This window comes from Sphingobacterium sp. SYP-B4668, assembly GCF_027627455.1.
Lineage (GTDB): Bacteria > Bacteroidota > Bacteroidia > Sphingobacteriales > Sphingobacteriaceae > Sphingobacterium.
Window position 1 is genome coordinate 4,044,208 of the sequence record NZ_CP115483.1, and the last position, 16,614, is coordinate 4,060,821.

10 protein-coding genes are annotated in these 16,614 nt (G+C 40.3%); all 10 read right to left on the reverse strand.

Translation table 11 applies throughout. The features are described from left to right. Positions 1-371: 371 nt before the first annotated feature. The 10 genes from OQ289_RS16510 to OQ289_RS16555 all read right to left on the reverse strand — a co-directional run bounded on the left by OQ289_RS16510 (position 372) and on the right by OQ289_RS16555 (position 16,239). A complete protein-coding gene (locus OQ289_RS16510) occupies positions 372-1,526 on the reverse strand; it encodes an SDR family NAD(P)-dependent oxidoreductase (RefSeq protein ID WP_270087949.1) in 1,155 nt (384 codons plus the stop codon). Beyond that, positions 1,523-2,035, reverse strand: coding sequence for a ClbS/DfsB family four-helix bundle protein (locus tag OQ289_RS16515; protein WP_270087950.1), 513 nt, complete (start codon positions 2,033-2,035; stop codon positions 1,523-1,525). Before OQ289_RS16515 ends, OQ289_RS16510 begins: the two co-directional genes overlap by 4 nt. 497 nt (positions 2,036-2,532) lie before the next feature. Beyond that, entirely contained in the window at positions 2,533-5,007 is a 2,475-nt protein-coding gene (locus OQ289_RS16520) for a glutaminase family protein (protein ID WP_270087951.1), read from the reverse strand. A 629-nt stretch (positions 5,008-5,636) separates the two neighbouring features. Continuing rightward, positions 5,637-7,070, reverse strand: coding sequence for a phytoene desaturase family protein (locus OQ289_RS16525; protein WP_270087952.1), 1,434 nt, complete (start codon positions 7,068-7,070; stop codon positions 5,637-5,639). A gap of 10 nt (positions 7,071-7,080) precedes the next feature. Beyond that, positions 7,081-8,517 (reverse strand): MBL fold metallo-hydrolase, encoded by a 1,437-nt coding sequence (locus OQ289_RS16530; protein ID WP_270087953.1) that lies wholly within the window; start codon positions 8,515-8,517, stop codon positions 7,081-7,083. Further along, positions 8,517-8,960, reverse strand: coding sequence for a rhodanese-like domain-containing protein (locus tag OQ289_RS16535; RefSeq protein WP_270087954.1), 444 nt, complete (start codon positions 8,958-8,960; stop codon positions 8,517-8,519). The genes OQ289_RS16530 and OQ289_RS16535 overlap by 1 nt, the downstream gene beginning before the upstream one ends. Beyond that, entirely contained in the window at positions 8,953-10,419 is a 1,467-nt protein-coding gene (locus OQ289_RS16540) for a hypothetical protein (protein ID WP_270087955.1), read from the reverse strand. The genes OQ289_RS16535 and OQ289_RS16540 overlap by 8 nt, the downstream gene beginning before the upstream one ends. A gap of 5 nt (positions 10,420-10,424) precedes the next feature. Next, positions 10,425-11,756 carry a beta-carotene 15,15'-monooxygenase gene (locus OQ289_RS16545; protein ID WP_270087956.1) on the reverse strand — a complete coding sequence of 444 codons (1,332 nt, stop codon included), beginning with the start codon at positions 11,754-11,756 and terminating at the stop codon, positions 10,425-10,427. Positions 11,757-11,767: 11 nt separating this feature from the next. Next, on the reverse strand, positions 11,768-13,132 hold the full coding sequence (locus OQ289_RS16550; RefSeq protein ID WP_270087957.1) for a RagB/SusD family nutrient uptake outer membrane protein: 1,365 nt from the start codon (positions 13,130-13,132) through the stop codon (positions 11,768-11,770). Between the two features lie 41 nt (positions 13,133-13,173). Beyond that, complete coding sequence (locus OQ289_RS16555) at positions 13,174-16,239, reverse strand: SusC/RagA family TonB-linked outer membrane protein (protein ID WP_270087958.1); 3,066 nt, start codon at positions 16,237-16,239, stop codon at positions 13,174-13,176. Positions 16,240-16,614: the final 375 nt, after the last annotated feature.

The following is a 16,614-nucleotide window of genomic DNA, read 5'->3' on the forward strand; positions in this document are numbered from 1 at the left end:
GAGGCCGCACAGATGGTCCAATGGGGCTATCCCAAATATATGAATCCAATGCAGCATAGGCATCCTGCACCATCCTGACATCTGCTGCACTTCAAAAGTGTTAAATATAATTAAGGAATTAGATTATGACTAATAATCAAGGAACAAGCATTCACGATATTGCTACTGACAAACCGCAGCGTATTCAAAAAAGATATGAATTATAGTAGTAGCATAGTTTTCGACAACCCTATAACTTTAAATGTTAGTCTAATCCTGATACAGAACAGACTAACGTCGTGTAAAGTCTTAAGTCCTTATCTTCCTGCACGTAGGATGTGATGTGTTTATAATATTCAATCCAATTTCTTACCCATTTCGAAGCAAAAGAATTAGATATTTTCATCATTCATGGCAGGCATATTAATTTCCTTCACACAACTTGCAAATGTGGTCGAGAGTATAAAACGCAAAGCATTAATAGCGTCTGACAATGGAATCAAATCACCTTCCCTTTCGTTTAATACGCTTTGGGTATCCGTAAATTCGTATTCCGTAGCCAGGTAGCCAAGATTAAGAATGGATACAGCTATACGGCTTGCTTTCAAACTCTCTCTTAAAGCATGTACCATACCACGCAACGCGAATTTGGTAGCAGAAAAGACAACTTCTTTTCCATTATGGTTGTCTAGGCCCCAAGTAGAGCCTATAAATATTAATTTAGAATTATTGGATAGCTTGAGATTTTCAATAAATGATTGTACCGCTAACAAGCATGATGTGATATTGGTATTAACTATTTTAACTATTTCTTCTGGACTTTCCTTCTCAAAATCATAAGCAGTAGAAAAAGCGTATTCTTCCCAAATACCAACATTATAAATAAGGCAATCTATCTTTTGATTGCCAATGACTTGTTTTATTTTATGAGCTGAGACCATAGGGTTAGATAAATCTGCTGAAATCCATCTTCTATTATCGCTTCCCACAAAATATTGCGGTTCCGTTCTCGAAATCCCAAACAACATATCTCCATCAGTAACAACATGTTCAGCAATAGCCCGACCGAGTCCTCTACTTACTCCATATACAACAAATGTCTTGTTCATCTGACTAGAAATTGTTCTACACATATGGAGAATCGGATAATCCTTACCCATACCATCTGTCGCAGACATACTCCTGATTTCGAAACCCATTTTCCGATAGAACCCAATAGCCTGTTCATTTTGTTCGTTGACATCCACCTGCTCCACTCCCAAATAGTGCAAAGCATATTCTATCAGCTTCCTTCCATACCCCTTTCCTCTAGCATCATCTTTTACAAAGAGCATTTCCAAATGGCTTTCATTTACAGCAATAAATGCCTTCAGGCCATTGTCTTCTAAAATATAAACCTTTAACTTCGGTAGAAAATCCGTCGGAATTATTTTTTTATAAAATAGAAAATCATCCTCCTTCAAAAAATGATGAGTTGCTTTTACAGAAGACTCCCAAACATCCATAATAGCTGTATAGTCTGCTTTAGTATATTTCTCTATTTTCATTTCAGATTTTTTTGCTTTTTCCATTTCCGAATCCTTCCTGTAGCATTGATATAAGGAGATGCTGTATTAAACTGAATCATTCTACCTAATGTCCACTTCTGATACCAAGCAGTTCCATAGAGTCGTTCGTTTGTCTTTTTTTCAATAATGGCTAAAATGTCACCAACGGTCTTGTCTAATTTTTCTTGCAAGGTAACATAATCATCCGCACCATAATCCAAATAGAACTTTTGGGCCAGTTTACCCAGTTCATTCCATTTATAGCCTTCTTCAGGAAAATCAACGGGCTCTTCCCTATCCTTTTTATCAATCCACTTTAAAACCAATTGCCCCCAACCAATCAAGTACGACAGAAGATTGTTGATACTCATCAACGTTCCTTTACTATGGCCTTCTAGCTCCTCTACCATGGTTAGCTCAAAAGGAATAGAAGTCAATTCCTTACGAAGCTTATCATAATTGATTTGTATGGAATTTTGCAATTCGCTTTTATGGATGGGTACTGCCATTTGACACTCGTATTATTTTATATTTAATGATAACCAGATTCAGCAATTCACACCTTTGAATCTATCCCCTTTTTAACCAACGTTACAGATAGCACTGTACCATCCAATAGCTGGTTAAAAAGTATGTTCACATTATTTAATTTTCCTTTTTATTAATATCAAAGATACAAAAAACAGTGCCTTCAATTATAGATTGAAATTCAAAATGAGCGAGCTTTTAGAAATACATTTATATGGGCCACCTAACTTTCAAAAGCCAAGTATCTCATGATAAAGCCACAAGACATTCAATGCCCATTTCACGGGCTTTCGGAAGATTTCCGACATATCCCAAAAACGAGTAGCAAATACGACCTCAGAGTATCTAGAAATCGATAAAAGCTTCACAACTAAAGACACTGATACATCTTTAGTTGTGAAGCTTCCTTTTTAAGTATATCGGAATATGCTTGACTATTTTTTCAGATAAAGAAATAGTCAAGCATATGACTGTTCACTTATTTTATCTGACCTGCAAGCAATTTATCCGCCAAGAGCTTCATGTAGAAACCACCGACTACACTCCTTGCTTTGAAATTTTCACGGATACCGGTATTGGAATCATAAAAGTCATTCAACGGAACCCGAGATTCGGTCTCAATAGCATGTCTATATACTGGTTTGATCAATGCATCAAATTCCTGACGAGTAGGTGCAAAAACAGCGGTCCACAGAATCCAATCGTTCTTAGTGTAAGCTTTTCTGCTATCCAGTGGTATACCAAACTTATTTTGTTGAGTCAGGTAATATTTAATTTCGGTGTTATATACTTTTTGCGGAAATAAATCCAGTCCTAGAACTTTGTCCCATACCAAATTGTATTTTTGGCTCCAAGTATTTTTATTATCAAAAGTAAGCGCATAGTGGTCGCCAGCATCTGCCATCTCCATCCACTTTGGCACCATCTGATCGGCTATAGCACGATATTTCTTGGCCGTTTCAGTTTCACCGATTACCTCCGCCATTTGTGCATAACAAGCTATACCTACAATAGCCTTGACCGACAGGTTTGCATTTCGGGCCAAATGACCTGCAAAGTCGTCCGTACACAACTGCGTCTTAGGGTCGAAGCCTTCTTTCACAAGATAATCTACCCAAGTAGTAAGCGTCTTCCAGTGTTGCTTGGCATAACTGCCATCTTGTAGTACCTTAGTAATGGCTGCCGTTAAAATAATCATATTGCCAGACTCCTCCACTGGCATAGGCTCGCCATAGGTCTGACCGTTAGCAAAAGGGTAGGTACCTAAGTCATGTGCCGCCCAAGGATAGGGATATTGACCACTCTCACTAAAGTAAAATATACCATTTAACATCCCCTTTAGCAATTCAGGATTGTAGATAAGGTACAAGGGTGCTGATGGGTAGGTGACATCTACCGTGTTGATGAATCCACCGCTGTTATTTTCTTTGGACAACCACAATAGTTCCCCTTCAGGGCTTTTGACTAATGTATGAGCAGCAATACTCTGACGATATGCAAGTATAGTCAGGTGAGCATATTCCTTACCACCAGAATGGAGAGCATCAGCATATACTTGTTTATCAAATGAAGTACATTTGTTCACCACAGACTCATATTCATCAGCAGCTTTAATAAGCTGATTCTCTATAGTTTCTGTACCCGAATTGTTCCACCATGGCCTTAGGTTGTTTTTAAAATATTGAATTGCATAAATCTCATCGTATCCTAGTTCAATGAAATGTTTCACTTCAGCATTCCCAACGTTACCAAAAGGAATCACCGTGTTTAAGGATAATGAAGTTCCCTTTGAAGCGGTAGATGTGTTAACGCCGTTTCGAAACGCATCCACAGCAGTGGCCACAGGCGTTACAAATTGTTCGACACCATTTGCTTTTGGCGCAGCTACATAGAAATACCCCCAGTCGATACGCATATCATCTGCACCCTTCCCCAAGACAGGCTGTTCAACAGTTCCTGCTTTTAGTATCGACAGTCCTCCTGTTGTATATTTTTGAGCTGTCACCTCCTGTGATGGTCTATACACTGCTATATTAGATGATGCACCAAGAAATACTTTTACTGCGTGCCGTTTATTATCATTCGCTTGTACACTATATGTAATATAGGAGACTGGTCTAGACAGTAAATTCAAATCGTCCATGAGTAGAGGAGATGTGAAAGTCAGTTTAAGATTTACTTTGCCTGCTACAAATTTATAGATTGTTTGTGTCGCCGTAATCTCTACATCTTTTTGCACAGCCATCTGTATTTTGGGCCCGCTTTCCTTCAACCTATCCACCAAACCAAAATCCAGGAATCGACCACCAGCAGTATTTACCAAATGAATAGCTATTACATTCTGTCCCGCTTTAAGATCCGTTTTAAGAATTGGCAGATATTCAAATTTATTGGTCCAACCAGCTTTATCATAGATTTTCTTGCCGTTCAAAAATACCTCAACATTATCATCGTGGTTCAATTTTAAGAAAAGTTCATTGATGCTAGCTGGATTAACGATATCAAAAGTTCTCCTTACCCAGATATCATCCGATTTCCAAAGGGTTTTGACATGCTTTTCGTCATCACCTATAGGTGCAGCACCCGATTTCCAATCTTCCGCGGAGTAGTTTAGAGATGTCCAATCTCCATGCGGCTTAGTTTCGCTATATTGTACAGTATATGGGCCGTCATGAGAGGTATTAAGTATCGTTTTATAGTTTGGTTCTTCTTTACCCAAGAAACGGTAAATGTTTCCATCTACATTAATTAACCCAAGCAAAGAATGATCTGCATCTGTCCAGTGCTTAGTAGTAGATTCATTAAGTTGATCTGTAGTTGACCAGATACTGAAATTCGGATTGTGCGTGATTAAAGGATAGGCTGGGGCCTTCCTTTGTTGGGCTTCGACTTGGCCTATTGCCAACATGCAGCATAAAAAACACCAAACATTCATTCTTTTGAGTTTGTTCATCTCAATAATAGATTTTTGAAAAGGTTTAAACATATCGTACGGAAAAATTGACGTGAAGCTCATATGCGGTTCGGAATACAATCGCTACGGTCTTCATGAAATAATAAAATGCTTTTGAATATCAGCTTCGGACTTGTTTGGATTTATATTTTAAAAATGCTTACGACCTTCTTTTTTAAAAAAAATAAGGTATCTTTTAAAGATATAGCAATATTTCTATCTCAAAAAAACGCAATAATGTTGTAGCCAGAAAAAGCTTAAACAAATATTTAGATAAATTTCAAACAGATCCTTAATCCTGAAAATCAAATAACGCTTTAATATTTTAAAATCAACAGCGAAATCGTATCAATTTAGGTTCAATTCATATCAATTTAGTAGTGCGCTGTTATTGCACTATTCTATTTCTCCCCAAAAACCTTCATCATGCTTTACAACTTTTCTAAAGGTTTGATCAGTGGATATTGGTCAAATGCTCAAAAACAACATCTCATGTATACCAGCAAAGCTAATTACCTACGATTAACAGACTAAGTATCGAAAAGCAAAAATGCCAATAGGTCACATTACTAAAGAGATCGGAAAAAAATTGACTTTCTATCTCAGTAGCTTCGACTTCAATATTTCTTTTATATCGAAATATCAAAAACATCCTGAAGTGCCAGCTTAGCCGCATGGTAACCGCACATCCCATGGACTCCTCCCCCTGGTGGCGTAGAAGATGAACAAATGAAAACCTTTTTGATAGAAGTCCTATATGGAGATAGACTTAATGTAGGTCGGGTATATAATTGGCGAATATCGATAATTCCACCATTGATATCACCACCTATATAATTTGGATTATAGGCTTCCAAAGCATGCGTATCCATTACACTTGTCGCTAAAATTCGATCTTTGAATCCTGGAGCAAAGCGCTCTACCTGATTTTCAATCTGTCTTGTCATATCCTGTTTAGAGCCATTAGGTACGTGACAATAGGCCCATACGGCTTGCTTACCTTCTGGTACACGAGTGGCATCAAACAAGCTTTGTTGCGCCAACAGTACAAACGGCTTTTCAACGTGATATCCTTTTGAGGTTTTCCATTCAGCTTCCGCAATCTCCTCAAATGTATTACCCAAGTGTACCGTACCAGCAGATTGGGCTTCGGCAGACACAAAGGGAACTGGTCCATCTAATGCCCAATCAATTTTAAAAACACCCATACCATATCGATATTTCTTCAATTGACCTCTATACGATTTTTGAAGTCGAGCACCTAGAATCCTGTCCAGTTGAAGGGGGCTAACATCAAACAGCACTGCGCGGTGGGAAGGCAAGTCTTCTAAGTCTTCAATCCATACACCTGTATGAATCTCCCCCCCCAGTGACACAAAATATGCAGCCAAAGCGTCGGCAATAGATTGTGACCCTCCTTTAGGTATTGGCCATCCCTTACTGTGCCCTACAGCCAACAACATCAACCCAACTGCTGACGAAGCTACATTATTCAAAGGTTGAATAGCATGTGCAGCCATTCCCGCCCAAAGACCACGAGTTTTAGAGCTTCGAAATCGATTCACCAGCCAAGCTGCGGGCTGCAAAGCCTTTAGACCAAATCTAGCCATTAATAAAGGGTGTTTCGGAAAGCGCAGTGGTCCCATACTATCACGAGATAGCGCACCCCACTCGCGAACGAAAGGCTCTATTAATGATCTATACCGTTCTGCATCTTTCCCTAAGCCATGTGCCGTAGCCGTAAGAGATTTAGATAGATAAGCCGAGCTTCCATCATCAAAAGGATGCGCTGCCGCTAGGGGAGATTCAATAAATTCTAGACCGTAATCGGCCAATGGAAGTGTAGAAAAGAAAGGGGATCCCACTGCCATAGGATGGATGGCAGAGCACACATCATGCGCATAGCCAGGCAGCGTCAATTCCAAAGTACGCATACCACCACCTATCGTATCCTTCCCTTCTATCAATAGAACCGAAAGTCCCTGCTGTTGCATTGTAATAGCGGCAGCAAGACCATTAGGTCCAGATCCTACGACTATAGCATCATATTGGTTTTTATTCATCAAAACTTTACTAGGGTTTAATATTTTTTATAGCGGGACCGAAATCATAAATAACAGCATCCGGACGACCCCGTCGAAGTAGGCTACTTCCTATTGCAGACCGATAACCTGAAGCACAATGCACTACAATAGGTTTGTCGGTACGGATTTCAGAGATTTGCTTCTTCAATTCTGGCAACGGAATATTCACCGCATGGCTAAAAATACGGTTTTTATGTACTTCGTTCTCATTTCTAACGTCAATAATGTAATAATCTTCGGGATGTTCCAACACATCATTTACATCCAATTCTGTTGGCCCCTCTTGGAATCGGTTATAAATCAAAGCGCCCGATACCTGACCTTCATACCCAATCTTAGCCACTTGTTTTAGTCTTTGGTGCAAGTGTTCTTCATCCTCACTAATGAGATAAAATTTCTCTCCCGGCTGAATGATTGTACCCAACCACGTTTCAAATTTACCATTCCCAGGTATTTGGATAGCACCTTTGATATAGGACGTTATAGCGTACTTCTGCGGTCGAGTATCTAGCTGGAGGACATGCGAGGGAAGTGGAATATTCGTTGGCAGAATATCAATCAAGGACAAACTGGATTGGAGATTTTCCGCACCCTTCAGATTAAGATTTACATCAAATGGGAAATAAGCTGGAACAAATGCCAAATCTGCCAATATCCAAGAAACAAATTCCCCCTCTCCTTTTATCTTAAAAGCTGGATTATGAATGCGTTCATAACCCAGAGTACTGGTTGCTACATCCCGAATACCCGAGGCACAGAGTGATCCAGCACCATGTGCTGGATAAAGGGCAAGAGAATCTTCCAATACACTTAATTTGTCTTTCACCGTTCGATACATCGCACGCGCAAGTGCCTCTCGACTACTAGGCGAACCTTCATCTGTATCTCGCAAATCAGGACGACCTACATTTCCAAAAAGCAAAGTATCTCCTGAGAACAATGCGATATTCCGATTCTGATCTTGTAAGACCAAGGATATACTTTCTGGAGAGTGCCCCGGAGTATGCAATACCTGTAGACGAACGGAATTGTTCAAAACAATATAATCACCTTCTATCAAGGCCTTATGGCCAAATTCTGCTAGATAGTCTTTACCCACATAAATTGGAATTTGAAGTCTACGCTGCAATTCGGCATGCCCACTCACGAAATCTGCATGGGGATGGGTTTCGACTACAGCAATAATCTTCAGATTCTTTTCCTCTGCAAAATCCAGGTAAGGCTGCACATCTCTTGCTGGATCTATTAGTAAAATAGATTTTGCATCGTAAACCGCATACGCAAATTGTGACAGACCTTCATCGACAAATTGTTGAATCTCAAAATTTCGATTTACTTTGTCTTTATTTACAGCCAGCCCTTTCTCCGATAGGTATATTAGCCCCAATCCTATTATCCCCTCTTTAACAAATTGTCTTCTCTGCATCAGTGACATCCCTTTCCGTTGTTATCCCTGTTTACTTTTTCACCTATGAAATAGCCCTTTTCTTCCCATGCCCTTATTCCTCCCTTGAGCCCCACCACTTCTTGGATCCCAAGATGAGTCAAATAATCCGCAGCTTCGCTACTTCTATTTCCGCTTTTACAATAAATGTATACAGGTCGCCTCTTATCTAATTTTTGCACAACCAGCTGGAAGGCTATGCTGTCTTTCCAGTTTAATAGAATAGCCCCCGAAATCGTCCCCTCTGCAGTCTCGATAGGTGTACGTACATCAATCAATTGTATGGCCGTGTCCACAAGCAGACGATCATGAAAGTTTTCAGCTTCGCAAAGTTTCTTTTGCTGTGCAAATCCAGAATGAGCTACAAAAAACAAGAAACCTACCATCCAAAAAGGTCCCATTTTTCTAATTTTTAGATTATTCATAGTTATAAATATTATTACGTGTATACCATCCTTCGCCGATAGCATGCTGATGCTTATGCTTGCTTAGTATGACATTAATGGAGTCTTTGTCATTGATTCGTCCCGCCAATCTAATATTACCGTTAGGCAGTCGATTATACTCCCAACGCAAGATATGCAGACTATCTCGCCACACCGTTTGGTACTTGTCCCTCAAATCCATCCTAATATTACTGCGCTCACGGACCAGTTCCCTAGCAAATTTCTGGTTCTTATCAACGAGGTACAAATAATTTTCAGCACTATCGATTTCATAATAGAGATATCGCTTTCCTCCGGCCCGACCAGTAAACTCATAATCTTTGAATAGATCAGTGGCTTTAGGAGTACCATTATCTAGGTTTATGGCATATGCCTTATTAACTGTATAGACAAATGTGGAGTAGCGTTCAAAAACCGCATCATGCCATCGAACAGAGTCACTTGGATCGTATGGTAGAGTCTTGCCATTGAGATCAAATTTAGAGATATGATAATATCCCGCCGCATTGGCAAGTCCGGGTACAATTGGTTCCTTGAGCTTACCTTCGTTGTAGTGCATCTCATAGCGTTTGTATCCATAATAAAAAAGAAACAATAATATAAAAAGGTATTTACCTCCAAGGTATGCTACTCTCCACCCAGGAGTTCTCCAATTGGGGGTATAATAATTGGGAGCAAAGTCTTGTCGTTTAATAAATACCTGCCAGATGCCCGGTAGATATTGTAATAAGACAAAAACAGACAGTACTACAAAATATCCACTATAAAGGTGTACAGCTCCATCATAAGCCAGGTTTGCATGTGCAATATTATATAGAACACCTGCATTAATAATAGCCCCTAAGGCTGTAGTTTTTCTAAAAAACATCAATATCCCAGCTCCTATTTCCAAAAGTCCTAGAAAGATCTGGTACCACAGAGAAAGTCCTACAGCTTGCCAATACAATTTGAAAGGAGCGTAGTCACCAAAGGCAGTATGCAGATTAGCCTCTGAGGGAAATGGCATCTGCATTGGGTACAATTTAAGATAACCGAAGGCAATGATTCCAATAGCGATACGATAACGTGCGAGTACACGTAGCCAATAATACCCCTTTGCGACATTAATCGGGGTCGCGTTACGACTTAACCACGCCCAGAGGTAGGCTCCTGTGGCTGCGATGATGGCTGTAAGCCCCCAAGAGGCAAAGGAATACAACCCCCACTTACCACTTTCTCCAGCTATATCGATGAGTCCGGGACGGAATCCGGCCATCGAAGACAACACCTCATACAATGATTTGCTTTTGAAGAGATGAGCATACCATTCATACTTTACAGGAATGACAAAAAGTAAGATAAATATAAAAAAGAAACGGAAAATAATATTTCTTCCAGAATCCCAACGGTCTATGGACTTATTCACATATTCCGATTCGACGATAGTGCTTTGTGTCATAGTTATTAATAGATTTTAATAGGTTTACGTCGCCCTTTATGCAGTAAATATTCCTTAGAAGTACGTTGCAGTACGACCTGTAGTGAATCTTTCGCATTGGATACTCCGGAGAGGACAAGCTGATCTTTTCCCGACTGTTTCACATGGAAAACAAAGCGATCACCTTTAACAATCTTATTTTGCAGCTCTATTCGGCGACCTCCATCACGAATTTCATAACGATAAAAATGTCGGCCTCCGTTACCCAATTGTTCAAAATTTCGAAGACTATCTACCTGATACACAATCTTGGGTCTGGTACTGTCCACTACACCTGCGTTATTATCTCGAATACTCAATGTATTCCATTTTTCAAAAATCACATTTCTCCAGCGCACTTCATCATCCTGCGAATAAGCAATTGTGTCAGCATTGCGGACAAATCTAGTTACCTCATAATATCCAGCAGCATCTTTAAGCCCCGCTTGATTAGAATAGGGATACCGTTCGTTGGACCAAATTCGATATGTCCCCCCCAGTAGTATTAGCACCCAAATGACTACTGCTATCTTGAGCCCTTTTCTAAATTTCAAATACCGCTCTTTATATACAGGTTCGTAAGTATCGGCCTTAGTATATCTTTCTAAGAAAAGTAAAGCATATAAACGAGGAAGGTCATACCACAAAATGGCAAACGACAGCAATAGCAAAAAGGAACTATATACTTGCTCACCGATACCGTATGCATAGTTAGCCAAGACAATATTGAGCAACAGGCAGAATGCTATAGCAGCACCTATTACGGTAGTCTTTCGAAACAAGAGCAACAAGGCCGCTCCTATCTCCATAAGACCAAGTGTCGGGACATATCCTGCAGAGCTGATAGAAGTGCTCAGAAAATAGACTTTCCATGGTAAAAAATCCCCATACTCGGTATGCAAATCGCTAAGCGTCGGTAGAGGCAACATAACGGGAAATAGCTTAACGATACCAGTCGCAAATAGTGCTATAGCAAGACGATATCGTAGCAAAACTCTGAGGATATAATAGAGCCTATCCGCTGGAAGTGGCTGCTTATATAACACCTGTAGGAGCGCACTTCCACACAAAGCGACAACCAATGCAATCAACCAATTCAGATAACCTGTCAATTGCAGCCCTATTTGTTGAGCTTCTCGAAAGAATGAAGTATGATAAGTCGTCAGCTGATAAAAACTCTCAACACTCAACACTTTGCGACTAATGTCAGCACAAAGTGTAGGATTGAACGGAATGCTCAATAGGCCAAAAAAGAAAATAGCAACAAGCAGAACAAAGACCTGGCCTTTGCTCCATGAATCATGTATGGATGTATTCATCTTAATCACGATTATTCATATCCTGGATTCTGTACCAGATCAGCATCTACTTCCACATCATTATAGGGAATAGGGAAAATCCACTTACGCTGGTCGGTCACTCCCAATACAGCCGCTGCCCTACCCGTACGTACCAAATCAAACCATCTATGTGGCTCTAAGGCAAACTCCGCCCTCCGCTCTTGTTCTATATCTGTCAATAATGCTTCTTTAGTCGTAAGTAGTTTTACACCGACATTTGCACGTCTACGCACTGCATTCAGGTCTGAAAGTGCCCCCTCTAGATCAACAGTGGCATTTTTTGCACGTGCTTCGGCTCGAATTAGATATTGTTCAGCTAGACGCAGAATATAAGTCGGATTATCCCCCGACGAACGCCAGTACAATTTTTGTATAAAATAATTACGAATTGTTGGAGTAGAATTGTCTACAATTAAAGCTTTACGATCTCCACCTACCTCAGTTTGTTGCAAAAATTGATAGACCTCCGCGCTAGGGCCATATTGATTACGGTAACTGAGACTCGACCATGACCCAAAGTGCGCGCTTTGATCAGCAGCCGAAAAAGCCAGCTCAAAAATAGACTCTTTGGTATTCAGGCCCGCCAGAATTGTCGGCCACGAGATGAGTTCATAATTTGTATTATTAATAATTTTGCTAGCGTACTCAATCGCTTTATCCCAATTTTCAAGATAGAGATACACCTTCGATTTAAGTGCATATACCGTATTCTTAGTGACTCTATTTCGATCCACAGTCGTCGGCAACAATGTCTCCGCCTGATCCAAATCTTTTAATACTTGGGCATATACTGTCTTTTGATCACTTTGTTGGATACCGTTAAAATCCGAAGGTGATTTTGTTGCCTGCAATACAATCGGAATATTGCCCCATGCTTTTGCTAAATCAAAGAAAGCCAAAGCGCGTAAAAAGTAAGCCTCTCCCGTAAATTTATTCCGCGCGTCGTTAGCGATTGATTCATTGCTCAAAGCCGCCACCTTTTCGATAACATTGTTCGCACCGTTCACCACCTTATAGATATCATACCAGACGTTATTAATCAAGGTATTATCTGGTCGATATTCATGGACTGGAAAAGAATTGTAGTAATTGAGTGTCCCAACCCAAATATGATCTCCTCCCGACAGGTAAGCCATTGCCGCATATCCATCACCGCCATAGTACAAACGTGATTGCAATGCACTATAAACGCCCAGTACAGCCGTCTCGGCTGTATTTTGATCAACAACAATCGTATTGCCCGAAATGGATTGCGTAGGATCCACGTCCAAAAAATAATCCGAACAACCGCTGAGTCCAAACAACAAAGTAGTGACCAACAGAAACTGTAATATAGCCTGATATTGTGTTTTCATTTTTAATGTATTTATGATCAAATCGTGAAAGAAACTGTTGATTACAAAGTCAAGTTAACCCCAAACTGATAGACCCGTGCATGTGGAGGCATAGAAAAATCTAACCCCTGCACTGTTGCCCCCGCCTGGCTTTGCGCCACATTTACCTCTGGATCTGGCCCACTGTAACCCGTAAATGTCAAGAGGTTTGTCGCATTGAAATAGAGACCCAGTTTTTTAATCACATGCTGTTTTCCAAGCAGTGCCGTTGGGAACGTATATCCGATATTGATATACTTCAATCGGATAAAAGAAGCATCTTCCAGAAATCGGCTACTTTCATAATTGTGATTATAGCTTCCGTCTGCATTTTGCAAAGTCGTGATACGCGGAATATCCGTCACGTCTCCCGGTTCTTGCCAACTGCGAAGCATACTGGACAACATGGACCAAGAGGTACCCCTACTCCCTGCATGTTCCTGAAAATATCGATTCATGTTGAACACCTTATTACCCTGCGAGAAATAAAGATTAAATGCAAATGAAAAATTCTTATAGCTCAGTTGATTGGTCAGACTTCCATAGATGGATGGCCAAGCATTGCCAACTATCTGACGATCATCAACAGTGATCTTTCCATCACCTGTCCGTGAGTCATCATAAACGGCGTTGCCCGTTTGTGAATCGACATACAATTGCTTGTACAACCAGAAAGAGTATAATGGGTAGCCTTCCTCAATCCGCACCCAATCCCTGTTATATTGCGTAAATGATTTAGATAGTTTTTCAACTTTATTTTTATTGTGAGAAATATTAAAAGTCGTGTTCCATTGAAAATTATCATTTGTAATATTTAACGTCTTCAATTCAATCTCAAAACCTTTGTTACTAATCTCTCCAAAATTTTGATACGAAGAACTAAAACCAGTCTTTGCTGGAGTAGGAACCTCTAAAAGCAAATCGCGCGTATACTTATTATACAGATCTATATTTAAGCTTAATCGCCGGTTCAACAAGGATGTTTCCAATCCCACATTCCATTGCCTCGTTGTCTCCCATTTTAGGTTTTCATTACCCAATTGTGTCGGTGCCACACCAGGTTTATCAAGGTAATTATTACCTCCAGTCCAAAGCAACTGCGAAGAGAAATCAGGAATACCTTGATTTCCGGTCCATCCGATACTTCCCTTCAATTGTAGTGTATTCACAAATTCTAAATTTTGACGCACAAAACTCTCCTTCGCGATATTCCACGCAGCACCTATAGAAGGGAATGTTGCCCATCGATTATTAGCGCCAAAACGTGACGAAGCATCCGTCCGAACATTAGCATCCAGACTATATCTATCTCTAAAAGTATAATTGACACCTCCAAAATAGGAGATTAACCCGTTATAGAGCCTACCTGTCGCAGAAGCGGTAGTCACTGCCGCAGAAGAGATAGTCGTAAACTGTGTACTGGGATAATTGGTACCAGTTAAAGAGGCTCTACTGATAAAGCCACGTTGCAAAGTATTACCAAGGAAAATAGAAAGAAAATGCTCTTGATTGGACAAAGGAATATAATTAAGCAATTGCTCTGCCACCCAAGTAGTTTCTGTCGAAAGCACATCACGGCCACTTCCGTTGGTTGCTAAACCTTGATTAAGATTCGCGTTGTAATAAATGACCTCATTATAAGAATTGTCATCCAAACTAAAAGAAGACTTGAAACTCAAATTCTTAAGGATATTCCATTTAGCAAATACGTTTCCAATTAAATGTTTGCCATAAGCATGGCTATTGCTATTTTCGAGTAATACATACGGATTATTAAATCGCTCTCCTCTGTTAAAAGTTCCATCTGAATTAAATAGAGGCGTTAATGTAGGTGTGTGTAACCCCGTATTTGTGATTCCCCCCGTATCACCTGTCGGCACAGTCTCACGTTCGGTACTACTATATGCAATACTGGTTCCTATGGAAAATGCCGAACTAATCTGATGGTCGAGGTTCGTCCGGAATGAAAGACGATTAAAATCCTGCAATTTTAAAATAGAGGGTTGTTTGGTAAATTCTCCACTTAGAAAGAACGAGGTTTTCTCTCCTCCCCCCGCTATTGATAAATTGTGGGTAGTCTGTACTGGGTCGCGAAAAATCAAACTCAGCCTGTCGTATGTACCTTGATCCTCTGGATTGCCGGCACCACCCTCACTTGCTGGTCGATAGGGTCTGCTTTCGTAGCTCTTACCGTCGTTTACCCACTGTTGGTTGAGGATCGAAGCATGCTCCGGTCCAGTTACTAAATTCCAGACCTTAGGCGTCACCGCTTTACCAATGACAGAATTAATATTTATACGTGTTGCCGCATTGCGTTTACCTCTCTTAGTCGTAACAATTATAACGCCATTGGCTCCTCGCGAACCATACATTGCTGTCGCATTTGCATCTTTAAAGATTTCGATTGATTCGATATCCGCAGGGTTGATATCGGCCAGTGGATTTATATTTTGTCCACCTGCATTTACATTCTGAAGCGACCGACTATTGATGAACACACCATCGATAATATACAAAGGATCATTATTAGCATTAATTGACGTTGCTCCACGCAGCCTGACTAATGCTGACCCTCCTTCTACTCCCGAAGCAGATGCAATTTGTAGACCTGGGGCTAGTCCCTGTATTTTCTCACTAAGACTGACACCCCCCTGATACTCCAATGCCTTACCCTTCACTTCGGTGATTGCACCTGTTTCTGAAGAGCGACGCTTTTGAGCGTAACCTACGACCACAACCTCGTCAAGAAAATCTTGATTTTGCGACAGTACAATGACCGTTGGCGATGATCTAATAACGACAGTTCGTTTGGTATATCCCACGACAGTGACAATCACAGTAGCGGGAAGCTTTTGCCCAGTTACAAGCTTAAAGTTCCCCAATTCGTCCGTCTGTACTTGATGAGTTACGGCTTCGAGCCGCACCGTAGCCCCAGCAATTGGGCTGCGTGTAAGCGAATCGATTACTTTTCCCGCAATCGAAGCATTTATTAAAGGAGTCGACTGGGCTTGAGCCAACGTATGGGTTCCATACAAGAAGACCATACAAAGAAGTGTACTAAAAACACGGTTTCTAGTAATATTTTTCATATTTTTGAGTGGTTTTAATATAAAATTTCAATAACAAGCCACAACGCCAATTGGACACTTGTTGTTGATATGAGACCATTGAGGGAAGTATCGTATACTTCCCTTTTTTTGGGTATAAAACTCCATGACACCCTTAGGGTATCTCTAAATTATTACTTATAAATATGGAGGTGGATCAGTATACTAACACATGCGCATGGAGCAATGCATTCGTAATACATGAAGGTCTAATAACGGAAGAAGGGTGGTAAAGGTTTGTGTTTTCATGTTCTTAAGTAAAAATAAGTATTACATTCATTATTAATTCGCTTTAGTGAGGTGCCTGGATTCCAATAACAGGAAAATTCCCAACACAAATAATAGTACTAATTAGTA